The sequence below is a fragment of the Burkholderia sp. LA-2-3-30-S1-D2 genome, from assembly GCF_001523915.2.
Taxonomy (GTDB): domain Bacteria; phylum Pseudomonadota; class Gammaproteobacteria; order Burkholderiales; family Burkholderiaceae; genus Burkholderia; species Burkholderia diffusa.
Genome location: NZ_CP013383.1, coordinates 977,712 through 995,513 on the forward strand (window position 1 = coordinate 977,712; position 17,802 = coordinate 995,513).

Annotated in this window: 16 protein-coding genes; 7 read left to right on the forward strand and 9 right to left on the reverse strand. The window is 65.5% G+C overall.

Annotated elements, in window-relative coordinates; translation table 11 throughout:
• Positions 1 to 387: 387 nt before the first annotated feature.
• Positions 388 to 999 (reverse strand): TetR/AcrR family transcriptional regulator, encoded by a 612-nt coding sequence (locus tag WS66_RS04620; RefSeq protein ID WP_059600991.1) that lies wholly within the window; start codon positions 997 to 999, stop codon positions 388 to 390.
• A gap of 95 nt (positions 1,000 to 1,094) precedes the next feature.
• Between WS66_RS04620 and WS66_RS04625 the strand changes: the two genes are divergently transcribed.
• The 3 genes from WS66_RS04625 to WS66_RS04635 are packed head-to-tail and all read left to right on the forward strand — an operon-like array spanning position 1,095 to position 3,563.
• Positions 1,095 to 2,015, forward strand: coding sequence for an alpha/beta hydrolase (locus WS66_RS04625; RefSeq protein WP_059600993.1), 921 nt, complete (start codon positions 1,095 to 1,097; stop codon positions 2,013 to 2,015).
• Positions 2,002 to 2,871, forward strand: a complete 870-nt coding sequence (locus tag WS66_RS04630; RefSeq protein WP_059600994.1) for an SDR family NAD(P)-dependent oxidoreductase — start codon at positions 2,002 to 2,004, stop codon at positions 2,869 to 2,871. The genes WS66_RS04625 and WS66_RS04630 overlap by 14 nt, the downstream gene beginning before the upstream one ends.
• Positions 2,868 to 3,563: an SDR family NAD(P)-dependent oxidoreductase gene (locus WS66_RS04635; RefSeq protein WP_059600996.1), complete on the forward strand. Its 696-nt coding sequence runs from the start codon at positions 2,868 to 2,870 to the stop codon at positions 3,561 to 3,563. The genes WS66_RS04630 and WS66_RS04635 overlap by 4 nt, the downstream gene beginning before the upstream one ends.
• Positions 3,564 to 3,573: 10 nt before the next feature.
• Here the strand turns inward: WS66_RS04635 and WS66_RS04640 are convergent.
• Positions 3,574 to 4,694 (reverse strand): IS3-like element IS407 family transposase gene (locus WS66_RS04640; RefSeq protein WP_108064606.1). Its coding sequence is split into 2 segments (ribosomal slippage): positions 3,574 to 4,436 and positions 4,436 to 4,694, totalling 1,122 coding nucleotides; the frame shifts between segments, so codons are not numbered across the junction.
• Between the two features lie 85 nt (positions 4,695 to 4,779).
• Here WS66_RS04640 and WS66_RS04645 point away from each other — a divergent pair.
• Complete coding sequence (locus WS66_RS04645) at positions 4,780 to 5,091, forward strand: oxidoreductase (protein ID WP_236872922.1); 312 nt, start codon at positions 4,780 to 4,782, stop codon at positions 5,089 to 5,091.
• Between the two features lie 278 nt (positions 5,092 to 5,369).
• Here WS66_RS04645 and WS66_RS04650 read toward each other — a convergent pair whose 3' ends face one another.
• The gene (locus WS66_RS04650) at positions 5,370 to 6,461 is read right to left on the reverse strand and encodes an IS5 family transposase (protein ID WP_108064617.1); all 1,092 of its coding nucleotides are present in this window, start codon (positions 6,459 to 6,461) and stop codon (positions 5,370 to 5,372) included.
• A gap of 144 nt (positions 6,462 to 6,605) precedes the next feature.
• Between WS66_RS04650 and WS66_RS04655 the strand changes: the two genes are divergently transcribed.
• Positions 6,606 to 7,697 carry an IS630 family transposase gene (locus WS66_RS04655; RefSeq protein ID WP_108064618.1) on the forward strand — a complete coding sequence of 364 codons (1,092 nt, stop codon included), beginning with the start codon at positions 6,606 to 6,608 and terminating at the stop codon, positions 7,695 to 7,697.
• A gap of 315 nt (positions 7,698 to 8,012) precedes the next feature.
• On the opposite strand, the gene WS66_RS04660 is transcribed toward WS66_RS04655, so the two are convergent.
• The 4 genes from WS66_RS04660 to WS66_RS04675 all read right to left on the reverse strand — a co-directional run bounded on the left by WS66_RS04660 (position 8,013) and on the right by WS66_RS04675 (position 11,536).
• The gene (locus WS66_RS04660; protein ID WP_059607110.1) at positions 8,013 to 8,993 is read right to left on the reverse strand and encodes a sulfonate ABC transporter substrate-binding protein; all 981 of its coding nucleotides are present in this window, start codon (positions 8,991 to 8,993) and stop codon (positions 8,013 to 8,015) included.
• Positions 8,994 to 9,116: 123 nt separating this feature from the next.
• Positions 9,117 to 9,956: a MerR family transcriptional regulator gene (locus tag WS66_RS04665; protein ID WP_059607111.1), complete on the reverse strand. Its 840-nt coding sequence runs from the start codon at positions 9,954 to 9,956 to the stop codon at positions 9,117 to 9,119.
• A 9-nt stretch (positions 9,957 to 9,965) separates the two neighbouring features.
• Positions 9,966 to 10,526 (reverse strand): GNAT family N-acetyltransferase, encoded by a 561-nt coding sequence (locus tag WS66_RS04670; RefSeq protein WP_059607114.1) that lies wholly within the window; start codon positions 10,524 to 10,526, stop codon positions 9,966 to 9,968.
• A 95-nt stretch (positions 10,527 to 10,621) separates the two neighbouring features.
• Positions 10,622 to 11,536: a LysR family transcriptional regulator gene (locus tag WS66_RS04675; protein WP_059607309.1), complete on the reverse strand. Its 915-nt coding sequence runs from the start codon at positions 11,534 to 11,536 to the stop codon at positions 10,622 to 10,624.
• Positions 11,537 to 11,661: 125 nt separating this feature from the next.
• On the opposite strand from WS66_RS04675, the gene WS66_RS04680 reads away from it, so the two are divergent.
• On the forward strand, positions 11,662 to 12,660 hold the full coding sequence (locus WS66_RS04680; RefSeq protein ID WP_059607306.1) for a quinone oxidoreductase family protein: 999 nt from the start codon (positions 11,662 to 11,664) through the stop codon (positions 12,658 to 12,660).
• Between the two features lie 87 nt (positions 12,661 to 12,747).
• Here WS66_RS04680 and WS66_RS04685 read toward each other — a convergent pair whose 3' ends face one another.
• Entirely contained in the window at positions 12,748 to 14,262 is a 1,515-nt protein-coding gene (locus tag WS66_RS04685) for an MDR family MFS transporter (RefSeq protein ID WP_059607311.1), read from the reverse strand.
• Positions 14,263 to 14,490: 228 nt separating this feature from the next.
• On the opposite strand from WS66_RS04685, the gene WS66_RS04690 reads away from it, so the two are divergent.
• The gene (locus tag WS66_RS04690; RefSeq protein WP_059607116.1) at positions 14,491 to 16,050 is read left to right on the forward strand and encodes a methyl-accepting chemotaxis protein; all 1,560 of its coding nucleotides are present in this window, start codon (positions 14,491 to 14,493) and stop codon (positions 16,048 to 16,050) included.
• A 53-nt stretch (positions 16,051 to 16,103) separates the two neighbouring features.
• Here the strand turns inward: WS66_RS04690 and WS66_RS04695 are convergent, their stop codons facing one another.
• Positions 16,104 to 17,768, reverse strand: a complete 1,665-nt coding sequence (locus tag WS66_RS04695) for an ATP-binding domain-containing protein (RefSeq protein ID WP_059607118.1) — start codon at positions 17,766 to 17,768, stop codon at positions 16,104 to 16,106.
• Between the last annotated feature and the right edge of the window lie 34 nt (positions 17,769 to 17,802).

The following is a 17,802-nucleotide window of genomic DNA, read 5'->3' on the forward strand; positions in this document are numbered from 1 at the left end:
GGCGGGCTAGATTAGTGATTCGGTCGTCATGTGCGAACGCGTGGCAATCGAACTCTTGAACGAAGCATTGTCAACCATCTCCGTACTTGTAGCGAGTGTCTCTTCCTGACCGGCTGCGGTCAAAAGCAATTGACCGCTGCCGACACAATTCAGCCCTTCGACACCGCCTGAATCAACGGCAGCTTGCGAGGTACAACGGCCATTTCCGTCATCGTCCACACCGGCGGAAGTTGGGTCCTTACCTGCGGTTCACGCGTTCGTGATAATTTCCCAACTTCCGAGCCGAAGCCCTTGGCGTGCGGGCACCTTGGAAGGCCGCCTGACGGCAGACCAGTTGAGAACTGCTTGACGCTTTTGCAGTCGCCGGAGTTCCCTGGGCCCAAAGCGTCAATCACCCCGCCTCTTGATACCGCCGGTCAACAATGAGATCGCGGTACGCAGTAGATCGTCGATGTGATCGACATCCAGTCGAAGGCTATCGGGGCGCCACATCAGGCTGATAACGCCATTCATCATTGCCCACAGCGCCGTCGAGGCGTGTTCCGGCTCGACGTCTGCATGCACCCACCCTTCGTCGATACCTCGGCTGATCAATGCGGCCAATTTGGCGTTTTGCTGTCTGATCAGGGCAGCAATGCGCGCGAGCGCCTCCGGCTCATTCGGTGGCTCGACAAGGATACGGAATTGGTGCGGGCGCTCCTTGGCGAACCGCGCGTACGCAGCTGCCACACAACGTAGTTTCGTCTCCACATCGCCATCGGATGCATAGGCCGCGTCCATGTACTCGCGGTTTTCTTCCAACGCGCGCTCCGCCACGGCAATGAGCAACGCGGAACGGCCACCTACACGGTTATAGAGCGTCTGCACTGCGACATCCGCCCGGGTCGCAACCGCTTCAGGCGTGACCGCGTCCAGTCCGCCCTCCGTCAGCAACGTCTCGGCGGCTTGCACGATCGCCAGGCGGGTCGCGGCTGCCCGGCGCTGAGTTCTGGATTCCATACGGGGTTTTCCCTCATTAATTGGAACGAACTACAAACATAGAATGCATTCCAACATTGGATTTCAATCTACGATTTTACACCTTGGAGGGACACATGGCCGGGCGGAGAAGTGTCGAGTTCGTGGCTGGCGGCCGCGGTGAACATTGCCGTGGTTGGCTGTACGAGCCTCCGGGGAGGGGCCCGTTTCCTGTCATCGTGATGGCACACGGGCTGGGCGGAATCAAGGAAATGCGGCTCGACGCCTATGCGCAACGCTTTTGCGCGGAGGGCTACGCGTGCCTCGTGTTCGACTATCGACATTTCGGTGCGAGCGACGGCTCCCCTCGCCAATTGCTCGATATCGATCGTCAACTGGAGGACTGGTCCGGTGCGATCGCTTTTGCACGCGGGCACAGCAATCTCCAGCCGGATCAGGTGGTCCTGTGGGGAACATCCTTCGGCGGCGGTCATGTGATTCTCTCCGCAGCACGCGACCGGACCGTTGCCGCTGCCATCGCGCAATGCCCGTTCACGGACGGGGTCGCGTCGTTGTTCGCGTTGAACTGGCGTAGCGCGCTCAAGGTTACCGCGCTCGCTCTATGCGATGTACTGCTATCCCTCGTCGGCAGGGCACCGGTGATGGTGCCGACGGCGGGTCCGCCCGGTTCTGCCGCGTTGATGACCGCACCGGATGCCCTGGATGGCTATCTCGCGCTTGTCCCTGACGGCACTGCATTTCGCAATCAGGTCACAGCACGCTTCGGCCTGAACATCGTTCGGCACCGCCCCGGTCGCAAAGCAGGCGACATTTCCTGTCCGATTCTGTTTTGCGTTTGCGAAGCCGACTCCGTCGCTCCAGCGGGGCCGACGAAACGGTATGCCAGGCGCGCCCCCAAAGGGGAAGTGCGCGCGTATCAGGCAGGCCACTTCGACATCTATGTGGGCAAGGACTTCGAACAGGTGGTCGCCGACCAGCTGGCATTCCTCCACCGTCACATTCCAACGAAGCAAGGAGGCGCGCATGTCGACTTATAAGCTGGCGAACAAGGTGGTGGCCATTACCGGTTCCACCGGCGGTCTGGGATCGGCCTTGGCCGAAGCGCTGCACGCACGAGGGGCGCGCCTCGCGCTTTTCGATCTGGAGGCAGACAGGCTCACGGCGCAAACTCGCAGCTTCGGCCACCCTTCCGACGTTCTTGGCTGGACCGCCGACGTCCGCGATTTCGAAAGCCTGGAAGCCGCAATGGCGAATGCGGCGGATCACTTCGGTCAAATCGATGTGGTCATCGCAAACGCGGGCATTGACACCATGGCCCCGATGGCCACCATCGATCCGGCCGCTTTTGATCGTGTCATCGACATCAACCTCAACGGCGTGTGGCGTACGTTCCGGGCCGGCTTGCCATTCGTCCAGCAACAGCGCGGGTACATGCTGGCGATTTCGTCAATGGCCGCGTTTGTGCATTCACCGCTACAGGCGTCCTATACGGCCAGCAAGGCGGGCGTCTGGGCGATGTGCGACAGCATCCGTCTGGAGCTTCGTCATCTGGGAATCGGGGTCGGCAGCGCGCATCCGACGTTCTTCCCGACGCCCCTGATGGACGATGTCGTTGCCGATCCTGCCGGCCGGGCATTGTGGGGAGGCAACGATCAAGGCTTCTGGAAGATGATCCCGCGCGAGCAGGTCGTGCGGGAAATCGTGGCAGGCATTGAGCGCCGCGCGGACATGATCGTCGTACCGAAGATGAACACGATAGTGGCCAAGGCACCCGGCTTCTTCAGGAGCTTCGTCGAACGCGCCGGCTTTCGCGGCGAGGACATTGAACGTGCCATCAGTCTGGCGTCGGCAACAGGCTGGAACGATTCGGCCGCGCACGCTCCGGCGAAATGAATGGCAATCCTGTGGCCGCGGGAATCGATCGGCTTCGCACGATCAGCGGAGCCGATGGCCCGGCATCCATCGCCCCTCGTTTGCGCGGCAATGGAAATTCAATAGCAGAGGAACAGTACAAAGTGGCTTACGATCTTCAGGGAAAAGTCGTGCTTATCACGGGTGCTGCGGGCGGCATCGGTGCCGCGACCGCGCGTGCGTTGCATGCATGTGGAGCACGACTCGTTCTAACCGATGTGACGCAGGCTTCAGTGGACCGCCTCGCCGCGGAGTTTGACGCCGAGCGCACGCTCGCCTTGGCGCTCGACGTCACCGATGCTGCCGCCACCAAGGCGGTCGTGCAACACGCCGTCGATAGATTCGGTCGCCTCGACATTGCGTTCGCCAATGCTGGCATCTCATGGCACGATGTGCCCGCCACCGTGTACAGCTGTGATGAACAGGAGTTCGAGCGAATCGTCGAGGTCGACCTGCTCGGTGTCTGGCGCACGATCAAGGCTGTATTGCCGGAGATCGTGCGCAATCGAGGCCAGGTCCTGGTCACCGCTTCGGTCTATGCGTTCGTGAACGGAATGGTCAACGCACCTTACGCAGCGTCCAAAGCCGGAGTCGAGATGCTCGCGCGTTCACTGCGCGCCGAGCTGGGCGGCACCGGTGACCTGCCCCCTTCAATAGGGCCAATGGGCTTCTAGCAAAGTCCTGTTAAACCAGCTCCTGGAAAGCGGCAGGAGCATCCGCGGTTGCCCGGTGTTTCGCCGCAAACTCTGACGGCGCAAGGTAGTTCAGTGCGCTGTGCGGCCTTTGCTCGTTGTAGTCCTGACGCCATGCCGCGATGACAGCCCGAGCGTGCGCGAGCGTCGTGAACCAGTGCTCGTTAAGGCATTCGTCGCGGAACTTGCCGTTGAACGATTCGATGTACGCATTTTGCGTTGGCTTGCCCGCCTGAATCAACTTCAGCGTGACGCCGTTCGCATATGCCCACTGGTCAAGCGCGCGGCTCGTGAATTCGGGTCCCTGGTCTGTTCGCACCGCCTTGGGATAGCCACGGAAGCGAGCTGCACGGTCCAATGCCCGAGCGACATACAAGCCTGAGATGCCATGGTCGACGACGATGTCGACAGCCTCTTTCGTGAAGTCGTCGACGACGGTCAGGCACTTCACGCGACGGCCGTTGGAAAGCGCATCCATCACGAAATCGATTGACCACACCTCGTTGGGCGCGCCCGGCAATGCCAGTTGCTCGCGCTCAATCATGACGCCATGGCGCTTGCGACGGCGCCGCACAGCCAGCCCTGCCTCACGGTACAGGCGATAGATGCGCTTGTGATTGGCGTGCGTGCCTTCGCGCTCCACCAGGGCGTGCAGTCGACGGTAGCCGAATCGACGACGTTCGTGTGCCAATTCCACCAGACGCGCCGCTAGCAGCTCATTCTCGTGGTCCGGCTTCGCGTCGTAATGCAGCACGCTGCGAGAAAGCCCGACAAGCCGGCAGGCGCGGCGCTCGGAGATATTGACCTTCTCCCGAATCGCCGACACTGCTTCGCGTTTGGCTTGCGGGCTCAGGGCTTTCCCTTGACGACGACCTTCAACGCTTCCATATCGAGCATTGCTTCGGCCAGCAGCTTCTTCAGCCGGGCATTCTCCACCTCGAGGTCCTTGAGCCGGCGGGCTTCCGAGACTTCCATGCCGCCGAACTTCGCGCGCCAGGTGTAGAACGACGCGTCACTGAACCCGTACTTCCTGCACAGTTCCTTGACCGCCATACCGGCTTCGGCTTCCTTCAGAAACCCGATGATTTGCTGTTCCGTAAAGCGCTTCTTCATGTCCGTCTTCTTCTCCGAAAACGAACTTTACTAGACTCCGGCTGGCCCTGTTTGTAGGGGGCAGGTCACCGGGTCCACCGCGAGCGTGCTCTATCCGGGTTGGGTGGCTACAGCAATTGCCAAGATCGGCTTTGGCGGAAATGCGCTGGCGACAAAATTGATTGAAAAAGGGTTTCCTGCACCGTTGCGGCGACCGATACAACCGGATGACGTCGCCAAGGCCGTCATCAAAGGGCTGCGAGCCCGCCAACCGCGTATCGTCGCCCCGTTCCGGTGGGCACCGTTTTCGTGGACGCGAGGAATCTTCAACATCATGACCGACTGGCATCTCGGGCGACAACATGAAATGCATAAGTTGATGCGCGAGCTTGAGCGCGCTCGAGACCGACAAAACTAGCGCGAGTTTTGAGCCGTATGTTGGCAGCGCCGGCGAGCGGCTTTCCGTCTGAAAGGACGGCTGCTGCGCGCTAGCGTAAGACTCCCGGCAACTGAGAGGATCGGGTTGCCTCCAAATGGCCGTTTGCTAGCAGGCCGTTGAAATACCCATCGACCGGATTCAGACCACTCTCGCAAATGACATGAATTCGCTCAACGGCTCGGCAATTTTTGTTGCGTCACGCCGGGTTCAGCGGTAGAGCCCGGCCGGCGAAGGTATTTCCCGCCAGATTTCCTGCATTACGCGCCCTGCGGACGCACGAATCCCAGCGTTCTCAGCCGCGTCAGGTTGTAGGCCGCCATCGTCAGCGTGAGCAACTGATCAACTTTCTCCAAGCCTCTCACCATCACCTGCCGGATCGGCCCGATCCGTTTGCCCCAGCCGAAGCACTGTTCGATGCATTTCCGTTTGCGCTGGCTCAGCGCGTAACCGAGATGCCGCGTCGTCCGACCATCGATTGCACTTCCGCCGGTGCGCTTCGTGTTGCGTGCGACGTGCGGCGTCACGTTGTATTCGCGGCAGGCCTTCACAAATCCACGCGTGTCGTACGCCTTGTCTGCGCCCACCGTAATACGCACGTCCGAACCCGACACATCGCGCAGCATGTCCGTCGCCACTTTGCGTTCCGCTCGGCCATTCGCCTCGCTGGCCTGAACGTTCACGACCAGACCGTGCCGGTTATCCGTCAGCACATGGCCCAGGTAACTCGGCAAGGCTGGCGCGGCATTGCTCTTGCGATAGAGCCGGCTCTCACCGTCGCTCTTCGATTCGTGCGTTTCATTACTGCGCGATTCGCCATGCCAATTGTCAGGCGGACGATCATCGTCCCCGCCATCCTTGCGCCGGATGCTCTTGTGGCTGGCCCACGCATGGATCAAGGTGCCGTCCACACTGAAGTGCTCGCCCGACAGCAAGCCGCGTTTATGCGCCGTTTCCACCGTCGCGTTGAACAGGTCAGTCACTGCGTCGAACTCGATCAGTCGATCCCGGTTCTTGCTGAACACCGAGTGATTCCACACCGCGTCTTCGATCGACAGGCCGACGAACCAACGGAACAAAAGGTTGTACGAGATCTGCTCGACCAGTTGCCGCTCGCTGCGAATGCTGTATAGCACCTGAAGTAGCATCGCCCGCATCAACTTCTCCGGCGCAATGCTCGGCCGACCGCCTTTGATGTCCGCTTCGTACATCGCCGAGAACTTGGCATCCATATTCGACAGCGCCTCGTTCATCCAAGTCCGGATCGGGCGCAGCGGATGCGTTTGCGGTACGAACTCCTCCAGTCTGACTGTACTGAACAGGGATTCGTTGTAGCTGTCGGTGCCTCGCATGCTGCTTTCGTGCCTTGGGATCGGGTTCGCTACATCGTGACGGATCGGCGGGGGTATTTCAACGGCCTGCTAGTGTCCCGTTCCGTTGTTAACTGGTCTATGTTCGCGTAGCATGTTGACGTCAACGGAACGGGAGACGTCAGCATGGTGATGGGACGACCGAAGGCGGAACTGGTGCTGAGCGAAGACGAGCGTTCGCAACTGATGTCGATAGCGCGCTCTCGCTCGATTTCGGCTGCGCTGGTCTCGCGGGCGCGCATCGTGCTGGCGGCGGCTGACGGCGAGCCCAATAGCGCGATCGCGCAACGCCTGCAACTCACGCGTGCCACGGTGGGCAAGTGGCGTCTGCGGTTTCTGGATCAGCGAATCAACGGACTCTACGACGAAGTACGTCCCGGCAAGCCACGCACCATCGACGACGAACGGCTGGCCCAACTGATTCACAAGACCCTGCACACGAAGCCGGCAGATGGATCCACTCACTGGAGCGTGCGCACGATTGCCGCCGAAACCGCCATCTCGCCGACGAGCGTGCACCGTTACTTCAAACTGCTGGGTCTGCAGCCGCACCGAAGTGAAAGCTTCAAGCTCTCGACCGATCAGTTCTTCATCGAGAAACTGCGCGATGTGGTCGGCTTGTACCTCAGTCCGCCGGAGAACGCTCTGGTGCTGTGCGTGGACGAGAAGAGCCAATGTCAGGCGCTCGAGCGCACGCAACCCATGCTGCCGATGGGTTTCGGCTACGTTGAAGGCGTCACTCACGATTACGTCCGTCATGGCACCACGACGCTGTTTGCCGCCCTGAATGTGCTCAATGGCGCCGTGCTCGCTACCTGCAAGCCGCGTCATCGACATCAGGAATTCCTGTCGTTTCTGCGCGAAATCGACAAGGCCGTGCCAGCCGAACTCGACGTGCACTGCATCGTCGACAACTACGGCAGTCACAAGCATCCGAAGGTCAAGGCGTGGCTGGCGGCACGCCCCCGCTGGCATATGCATTTCATTCCCACCTACAGTTCGTGGCTCAACCAGGTCGAACGCTTCTTTGCGCTGATCACCGACAAAGCGATCCGTAGAGGCTCGTTCGGCTCGGTCAAACAACTGGTCAAGCGAATCGATCAATTCGTTTCCCACTACAACGAAAACTGCAAACCGTTCGTCTGGACCGCCTCAGCCGATTCCATCCTCGAAAAGCTGCATCGACTTTGCTCGCGAATCAGCGGAACAGGACACTAGTGCGGAGCGGACGTCCACGCGCCATGTGACTGTGCTGGAGAATGACGACTCATGGCCGAACCCGGAAGTACGCGTCGCGCCCCGCAGCGAAGTATCGGCACGATAGCCGAGCTGTCCGTAGCTGCCTCACCGGACCACGCGCAGAAGATCAATTGTCCGAGCGGAATCGACGTTCGAATGGCAGTTCAAAAGTGCTGCAAGATGGCTGAATGCACGACAGTGCGCCCGACGTTCCCCCTGAAATCCCAGAAGAACGAAAAAAGGCCGACGGGCAGGGCACCCGTCGGCCTTTTCCAGATGCGTGCGCGCCGCCCGTTACTTCGCCACCGAAGCCGTTGCCACGCGCTTGTCGGTCCACGCGTTATCCGCGACGCTCAGCTTCTGCGGAATCAGTTTCGCGGCGTAGAACGCATCGGCCACTCCCTGCTGCACCGCGACGATCTTCTCGTCGATCGGCACCGCACCGAACGGCACGCGCTTGATCCACGTTTCCACGAGCGGCGACGGCAGCCCGACCTTCGGCGCGATCAGCGCGGCCGTCTCGGCTGGATGGCCGTTGACCCACAGCCCCGTCTCACGCGCCTGCTTCAGGAGCGCGCCGATCACGTCGGCATGCTGCTCAGCAAAATCACGCGTCGCCTCGTAGAAGTTGTTCGCGGGCGTAAGACCCGTGTAGTCGGACAGCGTGCGAATCTTCAGCGAACTCTGCGCGGCGGCGTAGTACGGATCCCAGACGGCCCACGCGTCGACGTTGCCGCTCTCGAACGCGGCGCGCGCGTCGGCGGGCGGCAGGTACACGGGGCGGATCTCGTCGTAGCGCACACCTGCTTGCTTCAGCGCCTGGAGCAGCAGGTAGTTCGCGCTCGAACCCTTCTGCAGCGCGACCTTCTTGCCGCGCAGGTCGGCGAGTGAGCGGATCGACGAATCGGCCTTCACGAACACAGCTTCGTTGTGCGGTGACGGCGGCTCCGCGCCGACGTACACGAAGCGCACGCCGGCCGCTTGCGCAAACACCGGCGGCGGCGCGCCCGTATAGCCGAAGTCGATGCTGTTCGCATTCAGTGCCTCGAGCAGTTGCGGGCCGGCCGGGAATTCGAACCACTGGACGTTGTAGCCGAGCGGCTTGAGGCGCGCTTCAAGCGAGCCCTGCGCCTTGATGATCGACAGCAGGCCGGCCTTCTGGTAGCCGATGCGCACGACCTTGTCGGCGCCGCCCTGCGCGAACGCGGATGTGGCTGCGACGGCGACGAGCGCCGTCGCAGCGGCGCGGGTGATCCAGCGGGTGAAACGAATCATCGAACAGGCTCCATGCGAAACGTCTTCGGGGAGCGGCGCGTGCCGCTCGGTCGGAAGAATCGTCGCATGGGCGGTCGGGCCCGCAAACGAAGCATTGCCGATATGAATATGACGGCGGCGGTCCTATGCTTTGTCGCCGTCGCCTTGTGGATCGGGCGTGCCGGTCTGTCGTGCCGCTTCGTCGCTGAGCTTCTTGTCGAGGATCGTCGCGACGCGGCCGCCGAGATAGGCGCTTGCCGCCGTCTCGAGCGCTCGGTTCGTCTCGCCTTCGACGAACACGGCCGCAAGCGGACGCAGTCGCCAGATCGCGTCGACGAGTGCGGGCACGTCGGTGACCGGCGGCAGCGTGCCGGCGTCGTAGCGGTCGAGCCGCTTCACGACGAGATCGACGAGCAGCCGCGCGATCGCGTCGAAATGCGGCCGCGCGAGGCTGATCACGTCGAGCAGCTCGCGCGGCGGGATGCCTTCCTTCGTCATCGCGGCTGCCGCTTCGAGCAGCGCGGGGCTTTTCGCGACGAACGACAGGCCGCGCCGTTCGAGCAGACCGAGTTCGGTCACGCGTGACAGTTGCGATGCCGTCTGCGGGCCGAACATCTGCGCGAGCTGCGCGAGCGAATAGGTCTTCGGCAGTTCGTGCGACCAGCGGCCGCCGATCGCGTTTTCCAGGCCGAGGATCGAACGCAGGTCGTGGCCTTCGTCGATCGCCATGATCAGGTCCTGGATGTTCGACAGCGTGTAGCCGCGCGCGAGCAGGTGGTTGATCAGCTTCAGGCGCGCGACGTGCGTGTCGTCGTAGATGCCGACGCGCCCGCGCTTCTCGGGCGGCGCGAGCAGTCCGCGATCCTGGTATGCGCGGACGTTGCGCACGGTCGTGTCGGACACGCGTGCGAGTTCGTCGACCGTGTACTCGTTGCGGGAATCCGGTGCGGCCTCGTCTGGCATGGTTGGAGTCTGTCTTGGCATGCGGCCATTCTAGCGCGACGCGCCAGGCTCGGGCGAGGCGGGAAGGGTGCGTGCGCCGTCGCCGAGCGCGCGCTGCATCAGCGCGGTATCGATCCAGCGGCCGTGCTTGAAACCGACCGCCTTCAGCACGCCCGCCGGCTCGAAGCCGAATGCGCGGTGTAGTGACGTCGAGCCGCCGGTGCCGCCGTCGGCGATCACCGCGATCATCTGCCGCCACGGGCCGGTCTCGCACCGCGCGATCAGCGCCGCGAGCAGCGCGCGGCCGATGCCGCGGCCGCGCTGCGCGTCGTCGATGTAGATCGAATCCTCGATCGTGTGGCGGTACGCGCTGCGCGTGCGATACGGCGTCGCGTACGCATAGCCGGCGATGCGGCCGTCGCATTCCGCAACGAGATAGGGCAGCCCGTGACGCAGCACCGCGTCGCGGCGCGCGCGCAGTTCGTCGACGTCGGGCGGGGTCTCCTCGAACGACGCGACGCTGTGGCGCACATGGTGTGCATAGATCGCGTGAATGGTGGGGAGATCGGTATCGGTCGCGTCGCGGACGACGCAGGCGGGGGCGGCGGACATGGTGGCGGACCGGGCGGACGAAACCGTTACTATGCCGGCCGCGAGGCGGCGCCGTAAAGACATGGGTCGCGTCGCGCGGTCAGGAGAAGCCGCGCCTACAAATGGCCGTCCGCGTCGCGAACCGCGTCGGCGATCGCATCCGCGACGCGCTGCACGCGCGGCGAGCGCCGCACGTCCGGGTGGACGACGAGCCAGATCTCGCGCTCGACATCGCATCGGGGCGCGGACGTCAACTCGACGAGCGCGGCGGCAGTCGACAGCGACGGATCGGCCGCAGCCGGCGTGCCCGCGTCCGCATCCGTCGCCGACGTGTCGACGAGAAAGCGCGGCAGCAACGCGACTCCTGCGCCGGCCACGCATGCACGATGCAGCGCGGCCAGATCGTTGGCGATGAATGCGAAGCGGCGCCCGGCCGCGAAGCGTTCGAGCCATTGCTGCTGCGGCATTTGGGCGAGTGCGTCGTCGTAGCCGAGGAATGCCCAGGTGTCGGGTGGCGCGGCGGCCCAGTCGGGCGACGCGTACAGCGCGAAGCGCATCGTGCCGAGCCGGCGCGCGGCCAGCCCCGGCTCGCTCGGCCGCGACAGGCGCACCGCGAGGTCGGCTTCGCGCGCGTAGAGGTTGGCCGCGTGCATCTCGCCCATCAGGTCGATCCGCAGCGCGGGCCATGCGCGCTGCGCGCGGGCGAGCCGCGGCGCGAGGAAGTGGCTCGCGAATACCGGCGACGCCGACACGCGCACGACACCGTCGAGCGCCGCCGCCCCCTGCGCGGCGCGCGCGAACGCATGCACGTCGGCTTCGACGCGCGCGGCATGCTCGGCGAGGTGCAGGCCTTCGTCGGTCGGCGGCCAGCCGCGTGGCAGCCGGTCGAACAGCCGAATGCCGAGCGCGGACTCCAGCGCATCGATGCGCCGGGCGACCGTCGAGTGCTGGACTTGCAGCGTCCGCGCGGCGGCCGACAGGCTGCCGCCGCGCATCACCGCCAGGAAATAGCGGAGGTCGTCCCAGCTCATCGGCGGCGCGGACGCCGGCGTCGGATCGGTCGAATTTTGCACGGTAGATGGGCGTGAAACGGGAATTCCGATCGATTATGCACGATGAGATGATCGTGTCACATCATTCGATTGCGAGGAACGTCATGACCCAGACTGCCACTGCCACCCGGATCGGGATCGACCGCTACGGCGACGCCGGCGTGCTGCGCCGCGTCGATGCGCCCGTCGCGCCGCCCGGCGCCGGCGAGGTGCGGATTCGCCAGACTGCCGTCGGCGTGAATTTCGTCGACATCTATTTCAGGACCGGCGCGCATCCGTTGCCGGCACTGCCGGACGCGCTGGGTGTCGAGGCGGCCGGCGTGGTCGACGCGGTCGGGCCCGGCGTGACGGGGCTGGTGCCGGGCCAGCGCGTCGCGTATGCGGGGCTGCCGACCGGCAGCTACGCGAGCCTGCGCACGCTGCCTGCCGAGCGCGTGGTGCCCGTGCCCGACGGCGTGAGCGACGACGCGGTCGCGGCCGGGCTACTGAAAGGCATTACCGTCTACATGCTGCTGCACCGCGTGCGCCACGTGGGGGCCGGCGACACCGTCCTCGTGCACGCGGCGGCCGGCGGCGTCGGGTTGCTGGCGACGCAGTGGGCGCGCGCGCTCGGCGCGCGGGTGATCGGCACGGTCGGCTCGGCCACGAAGGCGGCACGGGTGCGCGCGCGAGGGGCGGAAGTGGTGGTCGACTACCGCGAGGAGGATTTCGTCGCGGCGGCGCGTGCGTTCGGCGGCGGCGCGGGCGTCGACTATGCGATCGACGGGATCGGCGGCGACGTGCTGACGCGCACGCTCGGTGCGGTCCGGCCGTTCGGGATGGTCGCGAGCATCGGGCAGGTTGCCGCGATCGGCGCCCGGCAGACGATCGACCTCGATGAACTGGGCCCGGTCCGCTCGATCGCGCTGGCGCGGCCGAGCGTACTGGGCTTCATCGCGCGTGACGTGGCGGGGTATCGGGAGGCGGCGCGCGCGACGCTCGAACGGCTCTCGGGCGGGATGCACGTGGAGATCGGCGCGCGGCTGCCGCTCGACCAGGCGGCCGACGCGCATCGTTTGCTGGAATCGCGACAGACGACGGGTGGGGTGGTGCTGGTGCCGTGACGGCGGACCGCGCGTCGTGAACGGTCGCCGCGCAGCGCCGCTCTGCGGACAGGCGGCGGAGCCACGGTGCCGCTGCGTGCCCGCCGATCAGTGATGCTTGCGCAGCGGCGCGCTTTCGACGAACCACGCGAGCACGAAAGCGATCGCGATCACGCCCGCGGCCGAGAGATACACCACGTGCAGCGACCCGGCGAACGCATGCAGGTACGCCTCGCGCACCGCATCCGGCAACTGGTGCACGACCGCCGGACCGAGCGCGGGCGGCAGCTCCGTGCCGGCCGGCAGCGCCTGCGTGATTCGCGACTGAAGCCCGTGCGAGAACAGCGCGCCGAACGCGGCGACGCCGAGCGAGCCGCCGATCGAGCGGAACAGCGTCGCGCCCGACGTCGCGACGCCCATGTGCCGGAACTCGACCGTGTTCTGCACGGCGAGCGTGAGTACCGGCATCACCATGCCGAGCCCGATCCCGAGCAGCGCCATGTAGGCGTACATCGTGTGCAGCGGCGTGTCGAGCGTCAGCGTCGACAGCAGCGCCATCGCGATGCCGCCGATCAGCGTCCCCGCGATCGGAAACGGCCGATACGTGCCGAGCCGCGAGATCAGCCGGCCGCTCGCGACCGACATCGCGAGCATCCCGCCCATCATCGGCAGCAGCTGCATCCCGGCCTGCGACGGCGTCGAGCCCTTCACCACCTGCAGATAGAGCGGAATGAACGTGACCGAACCGAACAGCGCGATGCCGACGACGAAGCCGATCAGGCTCATCAGCACGAAGGTGCGCTGGCGGAACAGTTCGAGCGGCATGATCGGCTCGGCCGCAAGCCGTTCCTCGTAGATGAAGCCGCCGATCGCGACCACGCCGAGCACCAGCGTCATCCACAGCTGCGCCGACGACCACGGCAGTAGCGAACCGCCTTCGCTCGTGAACAGGATCACGCAGGTAAGGGCCGTTGCGAGGAACGCGGCACCCATATAGTCGATCCGGTGCTTCACGTGCGCGGTGTGCGGCCGGAACGCGACGCCGATCACCGCGAGCGCGACGAAGCCGAGCGGCAGGTTGATCGTGAAGATCCAGCGCCACGACAGATGTTCGACCAGGAAGCCGCCGAGCAGCGGGCCGACGATCGTCGCGAGGCCGTACACGCCGCCGAACATCCCCTGATAGCGCGCCCGGCGGTCGGGCGGCACGAGGTCGCCGATCGCGGCCATCGTGACGACCATCAGCCCGCCGCCGCCGAGCCCTTGCAGCGCGCGCAGCACGATCAGCTGCGTCATGTCCTGTGCCATGCCGCACAGCGCGGAACCGGCGAGAAACAGCACGATCGCCGCCTGCAGCACGATCTTGCGGCCGTACAGGTCGCCGAGCTTGCCGTACAGCGGCAGTACGACCGTCGACGACAGCAAATACGCCGTGACCACCCACGACAACTGGTCGAGGCCGCCGAGCTCGCCGACGATGGTCGGCAGCGCGGTCGATACGATCGTCTGGTCCAGTGCGGACAGCAGCATGACGAGCAGCAGCGCGGCGACGATCAGCCCGGTCGGCGCGTCGCGACGGGCCGCTTCGGCGGCCGGTGGGGCAAGGAGGGTATTGGTTCTCATCGAGATATCTGCCATGGCAGGGAATTGGTCGAAATATAGAGTCAATTCGTTGCCTGGTCAATTTCTGCCGTACCTGGATTTGTTGCATCGGTAACAGAAGATTGCGGGCCGGAAAATTGATCGCGCTCAGCCCGGCAGCGGGCGGGGCTCAAGTTTTTTGCAGGCTAACCGTAATCCAGAGTGCCGCGGACCGATTGCCGCGGCACTCTTTACCGCTCACGTCCCGTCATGAACCTGAACGCCCTGTTTTCCCGCTTCTCGATCCGTACGCGGATTTTTTCCACGCTCGGCCTCGTCGCCGTGCTGCTCGTTGCTTCGGGCCTGATCGGCCTGACCGGCATGCAGAGCTCGAACCGTGCGCTCGACGAGGCCTATACGCGCCAGCTGGTCGCGAAGACCGCGTTGTCCGCCGTGAGCCTGAACCTGACGATCGTGCGCACCACGCTCGACCGCGCGCTACTGCATCCTGAGGCGCCGGAAGTGCCCGATCTCGTCAACAAGGCCGAGAACTATCTCGCGAAGGCCGACGCCGCGTGGCGCACCTACGCGACGATGCCGCACGACGGCGACGAAGGCCCGCTCGCGACGCGGCTCGACGTCGCGCGCCAGGCGCTGATCGGACAGGCGTTGAAGCCGTTGATCGACGCGATTCGCGCGGGACATCGCGACGATGCCGACCGGCTGCTGATGACGGTCGCGCCGCCGCTGTCGGTCGCGCTCACGCAGGCGACCGATGCGCTTGACGCGTACCAGGCCGCGCGCGGCAAGGACGTCTACGACACCGCGCAGACCTATTACGGCTGGATGCGCGCGGGCGCGATCGCCGGCATTGCGTTCGGTCTCGCCGCGTGCCTCGGCTGCGCGATCGGCCTGCATTTCGCGATCACGCAACCGGTGAACCGTCTGCTGTCGCATTTCCGCCGCCTGTCGGACGGCGACCTGACGTCGGAAGTGCGCTGGTCGTCGCGCGACGAGATGGCCGAGCTGGTCAAGGGCGTGACGGGCATGCAGCGCAGCCTCGCCGATACGGTGCGCCAGGTCAGCCAGGGCTCCGAAGCGATCTCGACCGCGACGCACCAGATCGCGGCCGGCAACACCGACCTGTCGCAGCGCACGGAGGAGCAGGCGTCCGCGCTGCAGGAGACGGCCGCGAGCATGGAGGAGCTGACGGCGACCGTGAAGCAGAACGCCGATCACGCGGTCGAGGCGCAGGCGTGCGCGGACAACGCGAGCGAGATCGCGACGCGCGGCGCGGCGGTCGTCGGCGAAGTGATCGGCACGATGAACGAGATCGACCAGAGCTCGCAGAAGGTGGCCGACATCATCGGCACGATCGAGGGCATCGCGTTCCAGACCAACATCCTTGCGCTGAATGCGGCGGTCGAAGCCGCGCGCGCGGGCGAGCAAGGCCGCGGCTTCGCCGTGGTCGCGGGCGAAGTGCGCACGCTCGCGCAGCGCTCGGCGTCGGCCGCGAAGGAGATCCGCACGCTGATCGGCGAGTCGGTCGAGCGTGTCGCGACGGGGTCGCGGCTGGTCGGCGTGGCCGGCGCGACGATGCAGGACATCCAGCAGGCGATCGGCCGCGTGACGGGCATCATGACCGAGATCGCGGCCGCGTCGAACGAGCAGCGCGACGGGATCGAGCAGGTGAACCGCGCGGTGTCGCAGATGGACCAGGTGTCGCAGCAGAACGCGGCGCTGGTCGAGCAGGCGGCGGCAGCCGCCGCTTCGCTCGAGGAGCAGGCCGACGGGCTGCGCCGGGCGGTGGGGGCGTTTCGCGTCGCGTGACGTGCGGCGGCGGGCGGGGCGGTCGGTCCCGCGCGCACCCGCCGCCCGCCGCGTCAGCCGCCCGTGAGTTGCGCGGCCGAGCGCGCCGACGCGACGAGCAGCAGCTTCATCGTCGCGCGCGTCGCACCGACGAACAGCTTGCGGGCCGCGCGCGCATCGAGCGTGTCGAAGTCGATCTCGGTGAGGATCACGCACGGTGCGGATTGCCCCTTGAAGCGATAGATCGAATCGAGCAGCACGTCGCCTTCGCGATATTCAGGGTTGCCGAACAGGTCGTACTTGCCCGTGAAGCGCTTGACCCGATGCGGGCCGAGCTGGTCGAGCCGCGCGAGCACCGAGCTTTCGCGACCGCGATACGACAGCACCGCGATGTCCTGCTTGCGGAAGCCGAGCGACAGCGCGTGCGTGATCGCGCGCTTGGTCGCGTCGATGCACGCGTCGGCGAGCGCGTCGCCCGCGCCGTCTTCCCCGTATGACGACACCGTCGGATCGGAACCGTCGAACGGGCTGCCCGAGCGCAGTTCGGCCGCGAGCGGCTCGACGCGGCCGACGACGTCGCGCACGAATTCGAGCAGGTCGCGCGGGCTGCGGTAGTTCGTCAGCGCCTTCAGCGTGACCCAGCCGGGCAGCGCGACGGGCTCGCGCAGATAAAGGTTCTGCAGCGGATCTTCCAGCCACCACCATGCGCCGTCCGGTGCCAGCAGGCGCTCCAGTGCGGCCGCCCACGGCGCATGGAAATCCTGACCTTCGTCGACGATCAGCACATCGAAGCGCCAGCGTTCCGGAACCGGCGCTTCCGCGAAGTGCGCCTCGAGCCGCTCGAACGCGCCGGGCGCGTCGAAGTCGGGCGTATAGCCGCCGTCGCGGGCCACCCAGTCGCACAGCTGATGGTAGTTCGCGATCTTCGCGCCGGGCGGCGCGATGCGCGCGATGTAGTCGGCGAGCGGCCGGTTGAAGCATACGTAAAGCACGCGCTTGCCGGCCGCGACCGCATCGCGCATCGCCTGCACCGCGAGCTGCGTCTTGCCCGAGCCGGCGGTGCCCGTCACGCGCAAGCGGAACGGCGTGAACTCGAGCTGGCGCGCCCACGCGGCAAGCCCGCCAGACAGCCGCGTGACGAGCGTGCCGGCCTGCCCGACGAGCGCGCTCGTGTCGGGCGTGAGCGCCAGCTCGTCCGCGAGGAAATGATGCAGCTTCGCTGCGTTCGGCAACGGTTCGTCGTGCTCGGGCAGGATCTGCAGGATCACCTGCGCGAGCTGCGCCTTGCGCGACGCGTCGACGATGCGGTCGGCCGCGACGCCTGCGATCGCCGTCTCGCGGATCGCGTAGTCGGGGCAGTACAGCAGCGCCTCGACGCCGTAGACGCCCGCGCCGAGCGCGGCGGTCAGCCGCCGGTGCAGCGTCTCCTGCGTGCGCGCGAGCTGGATCGGGACGTTGCGCTCCTTCTGCAGGTAGACCTTCACGAGCCCCTTCGGCGTTTCGCGCAGGAAGCCGGCCTTCTGCTCGATCAGCAGCACGCGGCCGGCCGGGCTCACGACGACGAACGCCGCTTCGCCGAACACCGAGAAGCCCTGGTCGGCACGCGTCCAGTGCACGCCGTGATAGACGGTGTAGCTGTCCGGGAGCGCGTGTTCGAGGGCGGCAAGCGTCTCGCGCTCGCGTTCGGCCGCACCGGTGGCGGCGAGGTTTTTCCAGTCGTCGGGAATGAGGCGGGCCATGAAGTCGGGCGGCGCAGGCCGGTCGTGAACAGGG

What these genes read in the sequence shown, in the direction of transcription:
- WS66_RS04665 (WP_059607111.1), bottom strand. Translation starts at nt 9,956, where the DNA reads ATGCCAAGACAGACTCCAACCATGCCAGACGAGGCCGCACCGGATTCC.
- WS66_RS04695 (WP_059607118.1), bottom strand. Translation starts at nt 17,768, where the DNA reads ATGGCCCGCCTCATTCCCGACGACTGGAAAAACCTCGCCGCCACCGGT.
- WS66_RS04670 (WP_059607114.1), bottom strand. Translation starts at nt 10,526, where the DNA reads ATGTCCGCCGCCCCCGCCTGCGTCGTCCGCGACGCGACCGATACCGAT.
- WS66_RS04690 (WP_059607116.1), top strand. Translation starts at nt 14,491, where the DNA reads ATGAACCTGAACGCCCTGTTTTCCCGCTTCTCGATCCGTACGCGGATT.
- WS66_RS04625 (WP_059600993.1), top strand. Translation starts at nt 1,095, where the DNA reads ATGGCCGGGCGGAGAAGTGTCGAGTTCGTGGCTGGCGGCCGCGGTGAA.
- WS66_RS04685 (WP_059607311.1), bottom strand. Translation starts at nt 14,262, where the DNA reads ATGAGAACCAATACCCTCCTTGCCCCACCGGCCGCCGAAGCGGCCCGT.
- WS66_RS04680 (WP_059607306.1), top strand. Translation starts at nt 11,662, where the DNA reads ATGACCCAGACTGCCACTGCCACCCGGATCGGGATCGACCGCTACGGC.
- WS66_RS04655 (WP_108064618.1), top strand. Translation starts at nt 6,606, where the DNA reads ATGGTGATGGGACGACCGAAGGCGGAACTGGTGCTGAGCGAAGACGAG.
- WS66_RS04675 (WP_059607309.1), bottom strand. Translation starts at nt 11,536, where the DNA reads ATGAGCTGGGACGACCTCCGCTATTTCCTGGCGGTGATGCGCGGCGGC.
- WS66_RS04620 (WP_059600991.1), bottom strand. Translation starts at nt 999, where the DNA reads ATGGAATCCAGAACTCAGCGCCGGGCAGCCGCGACCCGCCTGGCGATC.
- WS66_RS04635 (WP_059600996.1), top strand. Translation starts at nt 2,868, where the DNA reads ATGAATGGCAATCCTGTGGCCGCGGGAATCGATCGGCTTCGCACGATC.
- WS66_RS04660 (WP_059607110.1), bottom strand. Translation starts at nt 8,993, where the DNA reads ATGATTCGTTTCACCCGCTGGATCACCCGCGCCGCTGCGACGGCGCTC.
- WS66_RS04650 (WP_108064617.1), bottom strand. Translation starts at nt 6,461, where the DNA reads ATGCGAGGCACCGACAGCTACAACGAATCCCTGTTCAGTACAGTCAGA.
- WS66_RS04630 (WP_059600994.1), top strand. Translation starts at nt 2,002, where the DNA reads ATGTCGACTTATAAGCTGGCGAACAAGGTGGTGGCCATTACCGGTTCC.